Raw genomic sequence first — 17,021 nt, forward strand, 5'->3', positions numbered from 1 at the left:
ATGACGACAGGTGAGAAGACCGGCGTCGAGATCGTGGACGCCGCACTGGCGGAGCGGGCCGCGCCGCTGGCCGAGCGGCTGGTCGCCGACCAGGCCGCCTCGAAGCTGGCGGCGCAGGACGCGACGCTCTGGGGGCCGGACGCCGAACCCGAGGCGTCGATCCGGCTGTCGTGGACGACGCTGCACAAGTCGTCGCGGCCGCTGATCGGCGAGATCGAGGCGCTGCGGACCGAACTGCGGTCCGAAGGCGTCGACCGCGTCGTGCTGGCCGGCATGGGCGGCTCGTCGCTGGCGCCGGAGGTGATCACCGCGACCGACGGCGTCGCGCTGACCGTCCTCGACACCACCGACCCGGGCCAGGTGGCCGACGCGCTGGCCGGCGACCTCGAGCGCACGGTGATCGTGGTGTCGTCGAAGTCGGGCGGCACCGTCGAGACCGACAGCCACCGGCGGATCTTCGCGAAAGCGTTCGCCGACGCGGGGATCGACGCCGCGCGGCGGATCGTGGTCGTCACCGACCCGGGCTCGCCGTTCCAGGCACTGTCCGAAAAGGAGGGTTACCGCAAGACCTTCCTGGCCGACCCGCACGTCGGCGGCCGCTACTCGGCGCTGACCGCGTTCGGGCTCGTCCCGGCCGGCCTGGCCGGGGCGGACGTCGCCCGGCTGCTCGACCAGGCCGCTTCGGTGGCCGAGGAGCTGGCCGCGGACTCGGCGGACAACCCGGCGGTCAAGCTGGCCGCCGCGTGGGCCGCCGCGCACGAGGCCGGCGCCGAGAAGGTCGTCCTCGCGGACACCGGTTCGGGCATCAAGGGCTTCCCGGACTGGGCGGAGCAGCTGATCGCCGAGTCCACCGGCAAGCAGGGCACCGGCCTGCTGCCGGTCGCGGTCGAGGGCGCGGAGGCGGCCGGTTTCGCCGACGCGAAGTCCGACGCCACGGCCACCGCGGTCGGCAGCCCGCAGGGCGCGGCGAAGATCGCCGTCACCGGCTCGCTGGGCGCGCAGTTCCTGCTCTGGGAGTTCGCCACGGCGCTCGCCGGCCGGCTGCTCGGGATCAACCCGTTCGACCAGCCCGACGTCGAAGCCGCGAAGAAGGCGGCCCGCGCGCTGCTGGACGACCCGGAGAAGCTGAAGGGCGGCGAGGAGCCGTCCAACGTGGACGGTCCGGTCGAGATCTTCGGTTCTTCCGGCGTGGCCACGGACGGCAGCCTGACCGACGTGCTGCGCGCGTTCTTCGCTTCGGCGGCGGACGCGGGCTACATCGCGGTGCAGGCCTACCTCGACCGGCTCGACGACGCCTCGACCGAGCTGCTGCGCGGCGAGATCGCCAAGCGCACCGGGAAGCAGACGACGTTCGGCTGGGGACCGCGGTTCCTGCACTCGACCGGCCAGTACCACAAGGGCGGGCACCAGAACGGCGTCTTCCTGCAGCTGACCGGCGCCGTCGAGCAGGACCTCGACGTGCCGGACCGGCCCTACACGCTGGGGCAGCTGCAGCACGCCCAGGCCCTCGGCGACGGGCAGGTGCTCGCCGAGCACGGCCGCCCGGTGCTGCGCCTGCACCTGACCGACCGGGCCGCGGGCCTCGCGGCCGTCGTCCGCGCGGTACAGGAGGTCACCGCATGACCTGGACCAACCCCCTTCGCGATCCGCGGGACAAGCGGCTCCCGCGCATCGCCGGGCCGTCCAGCCTGGTGATCTTCGGCGTCACCGGCGACCTGGCCCGCAAGAAGCTGATGCCCGCCATCTACGACCTGGCCAACCGCGGGCTGCTGCCCGCCGGCTTCTCGCTCGTCGGGTTCGCCCGCCGTGACTGGGAGCACCAGGACTTCGGCGAGCTCGTGCACGACTCGGTCAAGGAGCACGCGCGGACGCCGTTCAAGGAGTCGGTGTGGAACCGGCTCGCCGAAGGCATCCGGTTCGTGCAGGGCACCTTCGACGACGACGACGCGTTCGACCGGCTCGCGAAGACGGTCCGCGACCTCGACGAGGAACGCGGCACCGGCGGCAACACCGCGTTCTACCTGTCGATCCCGCCCGGCGCGTTCCCGGTGGTGACCAAGCAGCTGGCCCGCTCCGGGCTGGCGAACGCCGACGACAAGACCTGGCGGCGCGTGGTCATCGAGAAGCCGTTCGGGCACGACCTGAAGAGCGCCGAAGAGCTGAACGCGATCGTCAACGACGTCTTCCCCGAGGAGTCGGTGTTCCGCATCGACCACTACCTCGGCAAGGAGACGGTGCAGAACATCCTGGCGCTGCGCTTCGCCAACCAGCTGTTCGAGCCGATCTGGAACGCCAACTACGTCGACCACGTGCAGATCACCATGGCCGAGGACATCGGCCTCGGCGGCCGCGCGGGGTACTACGACGGCATCGGCGCCGCCCGGGACGTCATTCAGAACCACCTGCTGCAGCTGCTGGCCTTCACCGCGATGGAGGAGCCGCTGTCGTTCGAGCCGCGGGCCCTGCGCGCGGAGAAGATCAAGGTGCTCTCGGGCGTGACGCCGGTCGGCCCGCTGAGCAAGACGAGCGCGCGCGGCCAGTACGCGGGCGGCTGGCAGGGCGGCAAGAAGGTGCCCGGCCTGCTGCAGGAAGAGGGCTTCGCGAAGGACTCGAAGACCGAGACCTACGCCGCGGTGACCCTCGAGGTGCAGAACCGCCGCTGGGCCGGGGTGCCGTTCTACCTGCGCACCGGCAAGCGGCTCGGCCGGCGCGTCACCGAGATCGCCGTCGTGTTCAAGCGGGCGCCGCACCTGCCGTTCGATTCGACGTCGACCGAGGAGCTGGGGCAGAACGCCCTGGTCATCCGGGTCCAGCCGGACGAGGGCATCACGCTGCGGTTCGGCTCGAAGGTGCCGGGGACCACGATGGAGGTCCGCGACGTCACGATGGACTTCGGCTACGGGCACGCGTTCACCGAGTCCTCCCCCGAGGCCTACGAGCGCCTGATCCTGGACGTCCTGCTGGGCGAGCCGTCGCTGTTCCCGGTGAACGAAGAGGTCGAGCTCTCCTGGAAGATCCTCGACCCGATCCTGGAGCACTGGGCGAAGGAAGGCGCGCCCGAGCAGTACGCGCCGGGCACGTGGGGTCCGCCGTCCGCCGACGAAATGCTGGAGCGCACCGGCCGGAAATGGAGGCGCCCGTGATCATCGACCTGCCGTCCACCACGACTTCGGCACTCAACAAGAAGCTGGTGGAGATCCGCGAACAGGGCGGGCAGGTCGCGCTCGGGCGCGTCCTGACGCTGGTGATCGTGGCCGACGACGACGCCAGGCTCGAAGAGGCCATCGAGGCGGCCAACGGCGCGAGCCGCGAGCACCCGTCGCGGGTGATCGTGGTGGCCAAGGGCGCCCGCACGGCGGCCCCGCGCATCGACGGCCAGATCCGGGTCGGCGGCGACGCCGGCGCGAGCGAGGTCATCGTGCTGCGCCTGTACGGCCCGCTGGCCGCGCAGGGGCAGAGCGCGGTGGTGCCGCTGCTGCTGCCGGACGCGCCGATCGTGTGCTGGTGGCCCGGGGCCGGTCCGAAGGACCCGGACAAGGACCCGCTCGGCGAGCTGGCCCAGCGCCGGATCACCGACTCGGCCGCGGAGAAGAACCCGGTCAAGGCGCTGACCACGCGGGCGAAGGCGTACACCGAGGGCGACACCGACCTGGCCTGGACGCGCCTGACGCACTGGCGCGCCCAGCTCGTGTCGGCGCTGGACCTGCCGCCGTACGAGAAGATCACCGGCGCGACGGTGACCGGCGAGGCCGACTCGCCGTCGACCGAGCTGCTGGCGGCCTGGCTGGCCGAGTACCTGAAGGTGCCGGTCAAGCGGGTCAAGAGCTCGGGCGCGGCCGGCATCATCTCGGTGACGCTCGACCGCAAGTCGGGCCCGGTGGAGCTGCACCGCCCGGACGGCCGCGTCGGCACGCTGACCCAGCCGGGCCAGCCGACCCGCCGCATCGCCCTGCAGCGGCGCAGCACGCAGGACTGCCTGATCGAGGAGCTCCGCCGGCTCGACCCGGACGAGGTCTACGAGGCGGCCCTGCACGGCCTGGGCAAGATCACCTCGGGCACGAACGGCAAGACGGGCGCCCCGGCCAAGGCGGACGTGACGTCCCCGGCCGCGGCGGCGGGTTCGGCCGCTTCGGGTGCCACGAAATGAGCAAGACGGAAGTCGTCGTCTACGCGAACCAGGACATCCTGGCCGCCGCGGCGGCCGCCCGGCTGGTGACGCGGCTGGTGGACGTCCAGGCGGCCAAGGGATCGGCATCCCTGGTGCTGACCGGCGGCGGCACGGGGATCGCGGTGCTGTCGGAGCTGCAGGCCTCGTCGGCACGGGACGCGATCGACTGGTCACGGCTGGACATCTACTGGGGCGACGAGCGGTTCGTCCCGGCGGATTCGGACGAGCGGAACGAGAAGCAGGCGCGCGAAGCGTTGCTGGACCACGTCCCGCTGGACCCGAAGCGGGTCCACGCGATGGCACCATCGGACGGCGAGTTCGGTTCCGACGTGGACGCGGCGGCTGCGGCTTACGCTTCGGTGCTGGCATCGCACGCGGGACCGGAGGACCACGGCGACGTGCCGTCGTTCGACATCATGCTGCTGGGCCTCGGCGGCGAGGGCCACACGGCCTCGGTGTTCCCGGAGTCCCCGGCGGTGTACGAGACCGAGCGTTCGGTGGTGGCGGTCCGCAACTGCCCCAAGCCGCCGCCGACGCGCGTGTCGTTGACACTGCCGGCGATCCGACGGGCCCGCGACGTGTGGCTGATGACGGCCGGATCGGCGAAGGCGGACGCGGTGGCGTTGGCGTTGGCCGGTGCGGGTGAGGTCCAGCTGCCGGTGGCCGGGGCGCGCGGGCACCGCCGGACGCTGTGGCTGCTGGACCGCGCTGCGGCGGGGAAGCTGACGAAGGTCTATCAGCCGCCTACGGCGTGAGCTTGTTTGAGTGGAGGCCTCCTGCTTCGGCAGGGGGCCTTCATTCGTTTGCGCGTTCTCGCCAGTACGCGAGATTGGCTTCGCTGATCGCAATGTTCGGGTGATCGGGGCTGAGCAGCCGTCGACGGTCGATCACGAGTTGCTCGAACGCAGTGACCGCTTCGGCCGGATCACCCGCTCGCCCTCGCCAGGAGGCCAGATTGGCGCGCGCTACAAGAGTTTCCGGGTCATCGGGCCCCAAAACCCGCACGCGATCGGCGACCACGTCTTCGTAAGCAGCGACAGCTCCCTCTGCGTCGCCGGCCAGTCCGCGGTAACGGGCGAGATTGGACCGGATCGTCAAGGTGAACCGGTGTTCAGGACCGAGTACTTTGAGCTGGTGGGGCAAGAGTTGTTCGAGAGCAGCGACCGCGCCCGCCGGATCACCGGCCTGCCCGCGCCAATAAGCGACCTCGTGGTGGCAGGTCAGGGTGTGGACGTGATCGGCACCGAACACTCGGACGAAGTCGCCGACGACCTCCTCGTAGGCCGTGGCGGCGGTTGCTGGATCGCTGGCCATACCGCGGGAGCGGGCGATGTTGGATCGGGTCAACAGCGCCTGGGGGCTATCGGGACCAAGTATTCGGACCATGTCGGCGAAAACCTGTTCCAGTGCGGTGATCGCACCCTCCGGATCGCCGGATTGCCCGTGCCAGTATGCGAACTCGTGCCTGCTGACCAGCGTATCGACGTGGTCGACACCAACTGCTTTGGCGGACGCTTCGGACAATAGGCGGAAGTAGTCGGCAGCTTGGCCGACCAAACCGCTTCGGCCGAGGCTGGAGCCAGTACGAAACAACAATGGATGAACGCCGGACGACATCAGGTGCTGCCCAGTGAGCACGACCAGGGCTTCGACATTGGTTCGCAGTACTTGACCGAGCGTCACGTCTCGTTCGACCTCGGGCCACCCCTCCAACAAGAAGTCCGCGGCACTCCGAGCGAGATCTGGTAAGCCGTCGGCCGGGAACCGATCGTGCACTGCGCGCTGCACCAACGCATGCACCCGGACTGATCGCGCATTCGAGGTGGGATCGAAGGTGATCAAACTCAACCGGTGCAGGCAGGTCAGGCCATCACGGGCCTCTCCCGGCGCCACCTTCCGGCCGAGTCGATCACTCAGAAACCGGGCGACCGCCGCTGTCGTGAAAACCGAGAGCGGAATGCCGTTCGGATCCAGCAGCGAAGCGATCTCCAGCAACGGACGAGCCAGCCCGACCGGCTCAAGGCTGTCGGCCAGCTCGATCGACATGGACCAGGTCGTCGCTACCGTCTGCTGATGACTGCCCAAGGTCCGCTGGCGGTCGGTGAACCGTGCCAGGTACTCGCGGCACGTCAGCACCCGGTCGAGCGCGTATGCCGTCGCCTGCCCCAGTGCCAGCGGCAAGTAGCCCAGCTCGGCGGCGAGCTCCTCGGCGCCGTCGAGTGCCTCGGGGCGATCGGCGAAACTGGTGGCCAGGTACGCGTCGGCCTCCTCCGGTGTGAAGACGTCCACGTCGATGATCCGGCGGTGCCGTCCCCGCAATGCGGCGTCTCGCCGGCGGGTCGTGACCAGAACCTGGCCGTTCTGCGGCGGCCAAAGGTGTTCGAGGTGCTGGGGGGCCTGGAGGTCGTCGAGGACCAGCAGCCAGCGAGCCGTCGTCGCGCGCAGCCACTCGAGCAACCGCCGGGCGCCTTCTTCAGGGTCGTCGACGGGCAGGCCCGTCACTGCTTCGGCGACCCTCGCGTACGTCGAGACGATCGCTTCGCGCGAGCCCGCCGTCACCCACACGAGGAGGTCGACCTGACGGTCAGCCCACAGTGTCTCCGCGTAGTTGACCGCCAGCTGCGTTTTGCCGACCCCGCCGAGACCGGACAGGACCTTTGTCGGCTCCGAGCTAAGGACGACCGCGTCGCCGTCCGCGACCGCCTCGTGCACAAGCCGCATCGCCGCGCGGCTCTGGAACGCGGGCGCCGCCGGCGGCATGAGGCCGGCCTGGTACGGCAGCTCGACTGCCTGCCGAGAGGGCAGGACGTACGTGTTGTTGACGTCCCGCCCGGCTTGCTGGACGCGACCGTTCCCGGACGCGGTGGCGTCCTGGCTCAGCGAGGCGGGTTGATGTCCCGGCCCGCCTGCTGGATCGTCGCGTTGTCCGAGGCCGTTGCGTGCTGAGTGACCCCCGGGCTCGCCGGGGGTGCGCCGGAAGACTGCAGCCAGACGCTCACCCCAGCGCTGATCACCGTCAGAACCGCCACCGCCGCCCATGCCCACCAAGCGTCCTTCACGTCGGTGGCGATGTTGATCGCCACGCCCAGGCCCGATGTCACCACTGCTGCGGCCGCGGCCCACGCCCAGGTTTTCCCACTCACAGTGACTGGGTACGCCAGACGCGGGTCCGGCGTTGCACAAGACACCTCACCATCACCCGGACAGAGCAAGGCGCAGCCGATTCGGCGGTCCACGCCCGGGTGGGCGGAGCGGGCCTCACTCCGTGCGCCAGCCGCGCTGCAGGCTGGCGAAGATCTGCTCCGCCGCCCAGCTGGGGTGCTCGTGCGCCTGGATCAGCTCGCGGGACGCCAGCGCGAACCGGGCCAGGGCCGCCCACGTGACGTCGTCCTCGGGCGCGCCCATCTCCTGCGCGATCGCGCGGGCCAGCGCCGTCTCGTGGCGCATCCACATTCGCCGGGCGTAGTCGCGCAGGGCCGGCTCGTTCTCGATCAACCGCAGGAACTCGCCGCTCGGGGCGCTCTCGGTCAGCCGCAGGATGTGCTTGCGCAGCGCGTCCACGATCGAGTGACCCGGCGGCCGTCCGTGGACCGCCAGGACCAGCGCCGCCTCGATGTCCTCGTCCTGGTCGAACACCAGGGCTTCCTTGCTGGGGAAGTACTTGAACAACGTCGTCACCGAGACGTCCGCGGCGTCCGCGACCTCCTTCACGCCGACCTTCTCGTACCCGCGCTCGAGGAACAGCGCGAGCGCGGCGTCGGCTAGGGCCTTGCGGGTCTGCGCCTTCTTGCGCTCGCGGCGCCCGATCACTTCGGTCATGCGGCAAAGTCTAACTCACTTCAAAAGTTTAGTCGTTGCACTTTTTGAGTGACTTTGCTTTCGTAGTGACATGACTTTTCCTCGCATCGCGATCGCCGGCGCCGGCCTGGGCGGGCTCGCCTGCGCCCGTGTCCTGCAGCTCCACGGCCTCGACGTCACCGTCTTCGAACAGGAACCCGCCGCCGGCGCGCGCCCACAGGGCGGGACGCTCGACATGCACGCCGACACCGGCCAGGTCGCCCTCCGCACCGCACAGCTGGACGAACCGTTTCGTACATTGGCCCGGCCGGAGGGTCAGCAGATGCGCGGCGTCGACCCGCACACCAGCGAGGTCGTCATGGACGAGACCCCCGACGGCGACAACCGGCCCGAGATCGATCGCGGCCAGCTCCGCGGCCTCCTGCTGGACTCCCTCTCCCCCGGCACCGTCCGCTGGGGACACCCGGTCGAGGACGTCACCGGGGCCGCGCGGCTGACGTTCGCCGATGGCACGTCCGAGCAGTTCGACCTGGTCGTCGGCGCGGACGGCGCCTGGTCCCGCGTCCGGCGTGCCCTCACCGGCGTCCGGCCGGAGTACAGCGGCGTCACGTTCGTCGAGTTCGGCTTCGACGACGCCGACCGCCGCCACCCGGCCCTGGCCGCGCGGACCGGCCAAGGAACGATGATGACGAAGGCCGGCGGCAAGGCGCTCGTCGCGCAGCGCAACAGCAACGGCCACATCCGCTGCTACGCCGTCTTCTACGCGCCCGAGGACTGGGCCGCCGGCCTCGACTTCGCCGCCACGGACGCGGTGCGCGACCACCTGCTCGAGCGGTACGCCGGCTGGCACCCGGACCTGCTCGCCTACCTGCGGGACCACGACGGCGGGTTCACGCACCGGCCGCTGCACGTCCTGCCGGTCCCCCACGCCTGGACGACCACGCCCGGCCTCACCCTGCTCGGCGACGCCGCGCACCTGATGCCGCCGCTCGGCGTCGGCGCGAATCTCGCCCTGCTGGACGGCACCGAGCTGGCGACCGCGCTGGCCACGTCGCCGAGCGTCGGGGACGCCGTCCGCACGTACGAGGCCGGCATGCTGCCGCGGTCGATCGAGACAGCGAAGGCCTGCGCGTCCGGCCTGCACGACCTGCTCAGCGACGACCTGAGGTCCATGGCCGCCTGAGAACTACCGCCGAGCGACCACACGTGGGTAACATGATTCCCACGATGTGGTCGTCTAGGCACACGCTGGGAGACAGAACTCCCACACTCGGTAGCACCCATCGCCCGCTATCCCCCGGACGGCCCAGCGGATTACGGAATCCGGACGCCGGAACGCCGACCGCGGGTGAAACTAACCGTCTCCGTACGCGACCTCGTTAGCATCCGCACATTTGTCTGCCGCTGCGCGTCCCGATCGGGCCCTGCGCGCCTCTCACCAACAAGTCCACAAGACGAATGGGGTCGCCAGCGATGAGTACAGAGGGACTCTCGATTCCAGGCATCTCGATCGCCGGCTCGGGGCCGTCGGCCGCCGAGCGGGTGCGCAAGCGCGGGCTGAGCCTGTTCGGCTCGGTGCCCCGCCCCGCTGTGGTCACGTTCGCCATCGAGGCGGCGGCCGTCATCCTGGCCGTGCTCGACGTCTGGCTGGTGATCCCCGAGAAGGCCCAGCCCTATTCGATCTGGCTCTCCGGCGCCGCGTGCCTCGCGGTGGTGTTCCGCCGGAAGTTCCCGTTCCTCGCCGTGCTCGTCGCGGTCCCCGGCTTCCTGGCCGGCTGGGCGCAGCTGGCGTCGATGATCACGCTCGGCATGCTCGCCACCCGCCGTCAGCTGCACTGGCAGGTCTGGGTCGGCGCGGCGCTGGTGTGGACGTGCCGGTTCGTGCAGTGGCCGCTGGAGGACTTCGCCGAGCTGAGCTGGCGCGAGCACATCCTCGACGGCATCTACGGCGTCCTGGTCGCCGGCATGCCGATCGCGATCGGCCTGCTGATCGGCGCCCGCACCGAGGTCTCGAACAAGCTCGCCGAGCTGGCCACGAGCCGCGACCGCGAGCGCCGCTTCCACGCCGACGCCGTCCGCGCCGAGGAGCGCGCCCGGCTGGCCCGCGAGATGCACGACGTCGTCTCCCACCAGATCACGCTGATCGCCATGCAGGCCGGCGCGCTGCAGGCCCAGACCACCGACGACCGCGCCCAGGAGACGGCGCAGGTCATCCGCACGCTGTCCAAGCGGACGCTGGAGGAGCTGCGGTCGCTGGTCAGCGTGCTGCGGGCGGGCTCGGACGACGACGGCCCGCGGCCGGGCATCAACGAGCTCGACCGGCTGATCCGGACGTCCGACGTCCCGGTGCACCTGACGGTGGAACACCTGCCGGAGGCGCTGCCCAACCAGGTCTCGGCGGCGGCGTACCGGACGGTGCAGGAGTGCTTGACGAACGTCCACAAACACGCCCCGGGCGCCACGGCGACGATCCGCATCCACGGTGAGCACGGTGCGCTCAAGATCGAGGTCCGCAACGAGCGCGCCAACCGCCCGGCGGAGGGCCTCCCCTCGGGCGGCCACGGCCTGACGGGCCTGGCCGAGCGAGCCCGCTTGCTCGGCGGAAGCTTCGAGACGTCCGGAACCGAGGACGGCGGCTTCCGAGTGCGGGCGCGGTATCCGCTGGACCGCTGACCTCCGGCCCCCGGTATCCAGCTTACCGGCGGGCACCGACACTTTCGGACGGCCGGCAGCCACGAGCGGCGGGTTTCGGACGGAAAGCGACCGGAACCCACCGTTCCCAAGGTCGGCGGCCCAGGAATTGTCGGTGCCCGCCAGTAGCGTGGAAATCGGGGGCTGCTCAGGCAGGCGCGCTGCCCACCGGACACGTGCGATGCCCGCCACACACGTGCGATGCCCGCCAAGCACGCGCAATGCCCCCGCTAGGCACGCGTGATGCCCCTTCGAGCACGGGGCGGGGCTGGTTGAGCGCGCGAAAAGCCACCTCGAGGGGGTCCGCTTCCCTCGGGGTGGCTTCCAGCAGGAACGCTAGAGGATTTCCCGGCGCTTGCGCAGGCGGTCGAGCGCCTCCGCCAGGATGGCCTCGCCGTCGGCGTCGCTGCGCCGCTCCTTCACGTACGCGAGGTGGGTTTTGTACGGCTCGGTCCGCGGCGCGGCCGGCGGGTTCTTCTCGTCCTGCCCACCGGGCAGCCCGCAGCGGGGGCAGTCCCACTCGTCCGGGATTTCCGCGTCGAGCGCGAACGACGGCCGGGCCTCGTGCCCGTTGGCACACCAGTAGGAGATGCGGCGGCGCGGCGCCGACTCTCCCCGTTCCGATTCGCCCGTAGGACCGGCACCCACCCGGGTGCCCCGAATCGCGTTACCGCCAACCATGAATCCTCACACCTAGGAATCGGCGGCGCGCCCCCCAATAGGCACGCCGAATCGCTGCGCCCCGCCACCTCGACCCGGTCGCGGCCGGCGGCGGAACGCCGGACGCCTCACACCTTGAGCAGCAGACCCAGGCCCACGATGCTGATCAGCCAGACCGCGCCCAGCAGCAGGGTGATCCGGTCGAGGTTCTTCTCGGCCACGCTCGACCCGGCCAGGCTCGACTGCATCCCACCGCCGAACAGCGACGACAGGCCACCACCCCGGCCACGGTGCAGCAGCACGGCGACCACCAGCAGGACGCTGGAGACGATCAACAGGATTTGCAGGAACAGCTTCATGTCATCCTCTGGGCTCTAGGAGAATGCAGGGGTACGGCATGGTCGTTTCCGACCACCACCGTACCCCTGGACTCGTCCACTGCTGTGTGACGGACCGGATACACAGGCTACCCGGTCGTGGCCTCGATCAGGGCAGCGGCCCGCCCGCGGCGAGTGCGCAGAGTTTCGTGAACTCCTCACCGTCGAGGCTCGCTCCGCCGACCAGGGCACCGTCGATGTTCTCGCAGGCCACCAGCTCGCCGATATTGCCCGATTTGACCGATCCCCCGTAGAGCACCCGGACGGACGAAGCGACCTCGTCGCCGTACTTCTCCTGGAGGGTCGCCCGGATCGCCTTGCAGACCTCTTCGGCGTCCGACGACGACGCGACCTTGCCGGTGCCGATCGCCCAAACCGGCTCGTACGCGACCACCACGTCTTTGACCTGCTCGGCCTTCAGGCCCTTCAGGCCTTCGATCAGCTGCGTCGTGGTGTGGTGGATGTGCTCGCCGGCCTCGCGGACCTCGAGCTTCTCCCCGACGCAGAGGATCGGCGTGATGCCGTGCTTGAGCGCGGCCTTGACCTTCTTGTTGACCAGCTCGTCGGACTCGGCGTGGTATTCGCGCCGCTCCGAGTGGCCGACCGTGACGAACTTGCAGCCCAGCTTGGCCAGCATCGGGCCCGAAATGTCGCCGGTGTAGGCGCCCGAATCCTGCGACGCGACGTCCTGCGCGCCGTAGGTCAGCGACAGCTTGTCGCCGTCGACCAGGGTCTGCACGCTGCGGATGTCGGTGAACGGCGGCAGCACCGCCACGTCGACCTTCGCGTAGTACTTCTCCGGCAGCGCGAAGGCGATCTTCTGCACCAGCGCGATCGCCTCGAGGTGGTTCTGGTTCATCTTCCAGTTGCCGGCGATGAACGGCTTGCGTGCCACTAGTTCTTCTCCTCCAGGGCGACCACGCCCGGCAGTTCCTTGCCTTCGAGGTACTCCAGGGAGGCGCCGCCGCCGGTGGAGATGTGCGAGAAGCCGTCTTCAGGCAGGCCCAGCTGCCGCACCGCGGCCGCCGAGTCGCCGCCGCCGACCACGGTGAACGCGTCGCTCTTCACCAGCGCCTCCGCGACGGCACGCGTGCCGCCCGAGAACGCCTCGAACTCGAACACGCCCATCGGGCCGTTCCAGAACACGGTCTTGGCGTCGGCCAGCTTGCTCGCGAACAGCTCGCGGCTGCGCGGGCCGATGTCGAGGCCCTGGCGGTCGGCCGGGATGGCCGTCGAGTCGACGACCTCGTGCTCCGCGTCGGCGGCGAACTCGGTCGCGGCCAGCACGTCGACCGGCAGCACCAGTTCGACGCCGCGTTTCTCGGCTTCGGCGAGGAAGCCCGACACCTGCTCCAGCTGGTCTTCCTGCAGCAGCGACTGGCCGACCTCGTGGCCCTGGGCCTTGAGGAACGTGTACGCCATGCCGCCGCCGACGATCAGCCTGTCGACCTTCGTCAGCAGGTTCGCGATGACGCCGAGCTTGTCGGACACCTTCGCGCCGCCGAGCACGACCACGTACGGGCCCTGCAGGTCGTCGGTCAGCTTCTTCAGCACGTCCAGCTCGGCCAGCACCAGGCCGCCCGCGTACGCCGGCAGCACCGACGCGACCTCGTAGACCGAGGCCTGCTTGCGGTGGACGACGCCGAAGCCGTCGGAGACGAACGCGCCGCCCGGGACGAGCGCGCCCAGCTCGGCGGCCAGCTCGGAGCGGTCCACGGCGTCCTTGCTGGTCTCGCGCGCGTCGAAACGCACGTTCTCCAGCAGGACGACGCCGCCGTCGGCCAGGCCGCCGGTCAGCGCCTTCGCGGACTCGCCGACCAGGTCACCGGCCAGCGCGACCTCGGCGCCGAGCAGCTCCGACAGCCGCTTCGCGACGGGCGCGAGCGTGTACTTCGGGTCCTGCTCGCCCTTCGGACGGCCGAGGTGCGCGGTGACGACGACCTTCGCGCCCGCGTCGGCGAGCTTCTTGATCGTCGGCAGCGCGGCACGGACCCGGCCGTCGTCGGTGATGCGGTCCCCGTCGAGCGGGACGTTCAGGTCGGACCGCACGAGTACGTACCGGCCCTGAACGCCCTCGCCCAGCAGGTCGTCGAGGTTCTTGACGGTCATCGGGGTCAGGACAGCTTCGAACCGACGAGCTTGACCAGGTCGGCGAGGCGGTTGGAGTAGCCCCACTCGTTGTCGTACCAGCCGACGACCTTGACCTGGTTGCCGATGACCTTGGTCAGTGGCGCGTCGTAGATGCAGGACGCCGGGTCGGTGACGATGTCGGCCGAGACGATCGGGTCGTCCGAGTAGCGCAGGATGCCGGCCAGCGGGCCCTCGGCGGCGGCCTTGTAGGCGGCGTTGATCTCCTCGACGGTGGCGGCCTTGGACAGCGTCACGGTGAGGTCGGTGGCCGAGCCGGTCGGGACCGGGACGCGCAGCGCGTAGCCGTCCAGCTTGCCCTGCAGCTCCGGCAGGACCAGGCCGATGGCCTTCGCGGCACCGGTCGAGGTCGGGACGACACTCAGGGCGGCGGCGCGGGCGCGGCGCAGGTCCTTGTGCGGGGCGTCCTGCAGGTTCTGGTCCTGGGTGTACGCGTGGACCGTGGTCATCAGGCCCTGCTCGATGCCGAAGGCGTCGTTGAGGACCTTGGCCAGCGGGCCGAGGCAGTTGGTGGTGCAGGACGCGTTCGAGATGATGACCTGCGAGCCGTCGTACTTGTCGTCGTTGACGCCGAGCACGATGGTCAGGTCCTCACCCTTGGCGGGCGCGGAGATGATGACCTTCTTGGCCCCGCCGGCGATGTGCGCCTTGGCGGCGTCGGCGTTGGTGAAGAAGCCGGTCGACTCGAGGACGACGTCGACGTTCAGCTCGCCCCAGGGCAGGTTGGCCGGGTCGCGCTCCGCGAGGGCCTTGATGGTCTTGCCGTCGACGACGATGCCCTCGTCGCTGACGCTGACCTCACCCGGGAACCGGCCCAGGATGGAGTCGTACTTCAGCAGGTGGGCCATGGTGGCGACGTCGCCGAGGTCGTTGAAGGCGACGACCTCGATGTCCTGGCCGCTGGCCTGCACGGCGCGGAAGAAGTTGCGGCCGATGCGGCCGAAGCCGTTGACACCTACGCGAACGGTCACTGCTGCCACTCCTCTGAGGATCGGCCGGCACTCCGGCCGTGACTTGCGGGCTCGCGGCCACCCTAGCGTGCGGGCATGCGCGTCCCTGACTGCCCTGACGAGACTTCCACCACTTGGCGAACGGGTCAAGAATCGATTAAGAAGCGGCGGCGCCACGTCGCGTGTTCCGAGGGTGGACCACGGCGGACCAGTGGAGGTGCGGGGCCCGGGCGCCGGGACCGGTTCCGGCTGATCGCGCCGGGTGCATGGTGACCGGCAAGCGGGTTAGCCGCGGGCCGAAATTCGATACTTGAACGATCCAGCCACCTGGGAGCTCCCGAGGGGTGTGGCGGCGATTCGCGAGGCGGCACGTGAGGTCGATGACTCGACCGATCCAGCGACGGGGCCGCCCCGCCGGGTGACCACCCCGCCGACGCGCCTCTCATGCCGTCAGCTCCCGCTCCAGCGGCGTGCGGAACCGCGGCACCGTGCGCGCCTCGCCGAACCACTTCGCGCACTTCTCCGCCTCCGCCTCGACCGCCGCCCGGGCTTCCTCGCCCACGTCCTCCAGCAGCCGGAACACCACCTCGCCCGAGGCGCGCTGGGCCCAGCCGCCGACCACCTTCCCGGAAGCCCACACCGTCGGGCCGATGTTGCCGCTGCGGTCGAACAGGGCCGCGCGGTGCGGGCCGAGGAACCAGTCGCGGTCCTGCCAGCCCATCGGGGTCGGGTCGAGCGCCGGCAGGAACGCCACCCACGGCGGTGGCGGTGGCACCGGCTCGAGGTCGTCCGCCAGGGCCACCCCCGGTACGCCGTCGAGGTCGACCTCCGCCGGGGACAACGCCGCCAGCGCCTTCTTCGTCTGCCCCGCCGTCCAGCCCGACCACCACCTCAGGTCGGACACCGGGGCCGGGCCGTACGCGCGCAGCCAGCGCCGGGCCAGCTCGGCCCGGGCCTCGTCCGGCTCCCGCAGCGACCAGCCTCCCGGCACCCACTCATCCAGGGGGTGCCAGACGTACTGGCTGCTCAGCCAGCTGCCGCGGGGACGGCCGCGCGCGATCCGGCCGCCCGCCGCCAGGAGGAACAGCACCCGGCTCGTCACGTTGCCGATCGCTTCGTACGGCTTGCCCGCGGCCATCAGCAGCTGCTGGCGCAGCCTCGGCTCGTCCTCGCTCAGCTGCTGCGCCGTCGCCGAGCCGCGGGCCCGCAGCGCCGCCTCGACCGACGCCTCGACCTCCTTCAGCCAGGCCGCCGGCTCCGGCACGTTCTCCGGGTGCCCCTGCTGTCCGAGGTGCTGTTCGAGCAGCTTCCGCTGCTTCACGACGATGTCCGCCGAGCAGCCCGCCTGCACCAGCGCCGCCGTGTCCAGGTCCGTGACGAACACCGTGCGGCGCATGCCCAGCAGCCGCAGCAGCGAACGCTCTTCGTAGAGCGCCCGCTCCACGGCGGACACCGCCGGCGCGGCGAGCCGCGCGGACGCGGACAGGTGGACGGTCGCCGGGTCGGTGGCGTGCAGCGCGACGACCCCGCCGACGGCGTCCGCCACCGAGGCCGCGGGCGCGGCCAGGTGGTGCCGGACGGCGAGGCGGGCCCGGCGCTGGTCGGTGCTGATCTTCGGAGGCACCCGCTGTTCCTACCACCCGGCACCGACAAAACTGCCTGGTCGTGCCGGTGACCAGGCGATAGCCTCGGGAAATGGTCTCCGGTACGCACTTCGCGGCCTTCGCCGCGCTGACGTTTCTCATGGTCGTGGTCCCCGGCCCGAGCGTGCTGTTCACGATCAGCCGCGCGCTCACCGTCGGGCGACGCGACGCGCTCCTCACCGTCGCCGGCAACTCCGTGGGCGTGTACACGCAGGTCGTCGCGGTCGCGTTCGGCCTCGGCGCGCTGGTGACGACGTCCGCGGCGGTGTTCACCGCGATCAAGATCGCCGGCGCGATCTACCTGGTGTACCTGGGAATCCAGGCCGTGCGCCACCGCCGGAAGCTGACCGACGCGATGGCCGCGAAGGTGCGCGCCACCCCGGGCCGCGTGCTGACCGTGCTGCGCGACGGCTTCGTCGTCGGCTTCGCGAACCCGAAGTCGATCGTGTTCCTGGCGGCGCTGCTGCCGCAGTTCGTCGACCCCGCCGCCGGTTCGGTGCCGGCCCAGATGCTCGTCCTCGGCCTGTGCCTGCCCGCGATCGCGCTGGCCACCGACAGCGCGTGGGCGCTGGTCGCCGGCACCGCC

Annotated in this window: 16 protein-coding genes; 7 read left to right on the plus strand and 9 right to left on the minus strand. The window is 70.7% G+C overall.

All coding sequences use genetic code 11. The annotated features are described in order from the left end of the window. The 4 genes from ACWEVN_RS07600 to pgl are packed head-to-tail and all read left to right on the plus strand — an operon-like array spanning position 1 to position 4,923. Entirely contained in the window at positions 1 to 1,623 is a 1,623-nt protein-coding gene (locus tag ACWEVN_RS07600) for a glucose-6-phosphate isomerase (protein WP_452050641.1), read from the plus strand. Further along, positions 1,620 to 3,143, plus strand: coding sequence for a glucose-6-phosphate dehydrogenase (zwf, locus tag ACWEVN_RS07605; protein WP_449684301.1), 1,524 nt, complete (start codon positions 1,620 to 1,622; stop codon positions 3,141 to 3,143). The genes ACWEVN_RS07600 and zwf overlap by 4 nt, the downstream gene beginning before the upstream one ends. Beyond that, the gene (gene opcA / locus ACWEVN_RS07610; protein WP_449684300.1) at positions 3,140 to 4,147 is read left to right on the plus strand and encodes a glucose-6-phosphate dehydrogenase assembly protein OpcA; all 1,008 of its coding nucleotides are present in this window, start codon (positions 3,140 to 3,142) and stop codon (positions 4,145 to 4,147) included. The genes zwf and opcA overlap by 4 nt, the downstream gene beginning before the upstream one ends. Beyond that, the gene (gene pgl, locus ACWEVN_RS07615; RefSeq protein ID WP_452050642.1) at positions 4,144 to 4,923 is read left to right on the plus strand and encodes a 6-phosphogluconolactonase; all 780 of its coding nucleotides are present in this window, start codon (positions 4,144 to 4,146) and stop codon (positions 4,921 to 4,923) included. Before opcA ends, pgl begins: the two co-directional genes overlap by 4 nt. Positions 4,924 to 4,963: 40 nt before the next feature. Here pgl and ACWEVN_RS07620 read toward each other — a convergent pair whose 3' ends face one another. The 3 genes from ACWEVN_RS07620 to ACWEVN_RS07630 all read right to left on the minus strand — a co-directional run bounded on the left by ACWEVN_RS07620 (position 4,964) and on the right by ACWEVN_RS07630 (position 7,987). Next, positions 4,964 to 6,928, minus strand: a complete 1,965-nt coding sequence (locus tag ACWEVN_RS07620) for a tetratricopeptide repeat protein (RefSeq protein WP_452050643.1) — start codon at positions 6,926 to 6,928, stop codon at positions 4,964 to 4,966. A gap of 116 nt (positions 6,929 to 7,044) precedes the next feature. After that, positions 7,045 to 7,311: a hypothetical protein gene (locus tag ACWEVN_RS07625; RefSeq protein ID WP_452050644.1), complete on the minus strand. Its 267-nt coding sequence runs from the start codon at positions 7,309 to 7,311 to the stop codon at positions 7,045 to 7,047. 115 nt (positions 7,312 to 7,426) lie between these two features. Next, positions 7,427 to 7,987 (minus strand): TetR/AcrR family transcriptional regulator, encoded by a 561-nt coding sequence (locus ACWEVN_RS07630; RefSeq protein WP_449684297.1) that lies wholly within the window; start codon positions 7,985 to 7,987, stop codon positions 7,427 to 7,429. A 70-nt stretch (positions 7,988 to 8,057) separates the two neighbouring features. Here ACWEVN_RS07630 and ACWEVN_RS07635 point away from each other — a divergent pair, with 70 nt between their 5' ends. Next, positions 8,058 to 9,149 carry an FAD-dependent oxidoreductase gene (locus ACWEVN_RS07635; RefSeq protein WP_452050645.1) on the plus strand — a complete coding sequence of 364 codons (1,092 nt, stop codon included), beginning with the start codon at positions 8,058 to 8,060 and terminating at the stop codon, positions 9,147 to 9,149. A gap of 290 nt (positions 9,150 to 9,439) precedes the next feature. Then, a complete protein-coding gene (locus tag ACWEVN_RS07640; RefSeq protein WP_452050646.1) occupies positions 9,440 to 10,639 on the plus strand; it encodes a sensor histidine kinase in 1,200 nt (399 codons plus the stop codon). Between the two features lie 354 nt (positions 10,640 to 10,993). Here ACWEVN_RS07640 and ACWEVN_RS07645 read toward each other — a convergent pair whose 3' ends face one another. The 6 genes from ACWEVN_RS07645 to ACWEVN_RS07670 all read right to left on the minus strand — a co-directional run bounded on the left by ACWEVN_RS07645 (position 10,994) and on the right by ACWEVN_RS07670 (position 16,416). Next, the gene (locus ACWEVN_RS07645; protein WP_043788280.1) at positions 10,994 to 11,338 is read right to left on the minus strand and encodes an RNA polymerase-binding protein RbpA; all 345 of its coding nucleotides are present in this window, start codon (positions 11,336 to 11,338) and stop codon (positions 10,994 to 10,996) included. A 107-nt stretch (positions 11,339 to 11,445) separates the two neighbouring features. Further along, the gene (gene secG, locus ACWEVN_RS07650) at positions 11,446 to 11,676 is read right to left on the minus strand and encodes a preprotein translocase subunit SecG (protein ID WP_003071471.1); all 231 of its coding nucleotides are present in this window, start codon (positions 11,674 to 11,676) and stop codon (positions 11,446 to 11,448) included. A gap of 127 nt (positions 11,677 to 11,803) precedes the next feature. Further along, positions 11,804 to 12,589 carry a triose-phosphate isomerase gene (tpiA, locus tag ACWEVN_RS07655; protein ID WP_452050647.1) on the minus strand — a complete coding sequence of 262 codons (786 nt, stop codon included), beginning with the start codon at positions 12,587 to 12,589 and terminating at the stop codon, positions 11,804 to 11,806. Beyond that, positions 12,589 to 13,803 (minus strand): phosphoglycerate kinase, encoded by a 1,215-nt coding sequence (locus ACWEVN_RS07660; protein WP_452050648.1) that lies wholly within the window; start codon positions 13,801 to 13,803, stop codon positions 12,589 to 12,591. Before ACWEVN_RS07660 ends, tpiA begins: the two co-directional genes overlap by 1 nt. 5 nt (positions 13,804 to 13,808) lie before the next feature. After that, positions 13,809 to 14,813: a type I glyceraldehyde-3-phosphate dehydrogenase gene (gap, locus tag ACWEVN_RS07665; RefSeq protein WP_091308527.1), complete on the minus strand. Its 1,005-nt coding sequence runs from the start codon at positions 14,811 to 14,813 to the stop codon at positions 13,809 to 13,811. 421 nt (positions 14,814 to 15,234) lie between these two features. Then, positions 15,235 to 16,416, minus strand: a complete 1,182-nt coding sequence (locus tag ACWEVN_RS07670; protein WP_452050649.1) for a winged helix DNA-binding domain-containing protein — start codon at positions 16,414 to 16,416, stop codon at positions 15,235 to 15,237. A 71-nt stretch (positions 16,417 to 16,487) separates the two neighbouring features. Here ACWEVN_RS07670 and ACWEVN_RS07675 point away from each other — a divergent pair. Next, positions 16,488 to 17,021 (plus strand): LysE family translocator (locus ACWEVN_RS07675; protein ID WP_452050650.1); only part of this gene is annotated, 534 nt, incomplete at its 3' end.

The sequence above is a fragment of the Amycolatopsis sp. NPDC003861 genome, assembly GCF_053605405.1.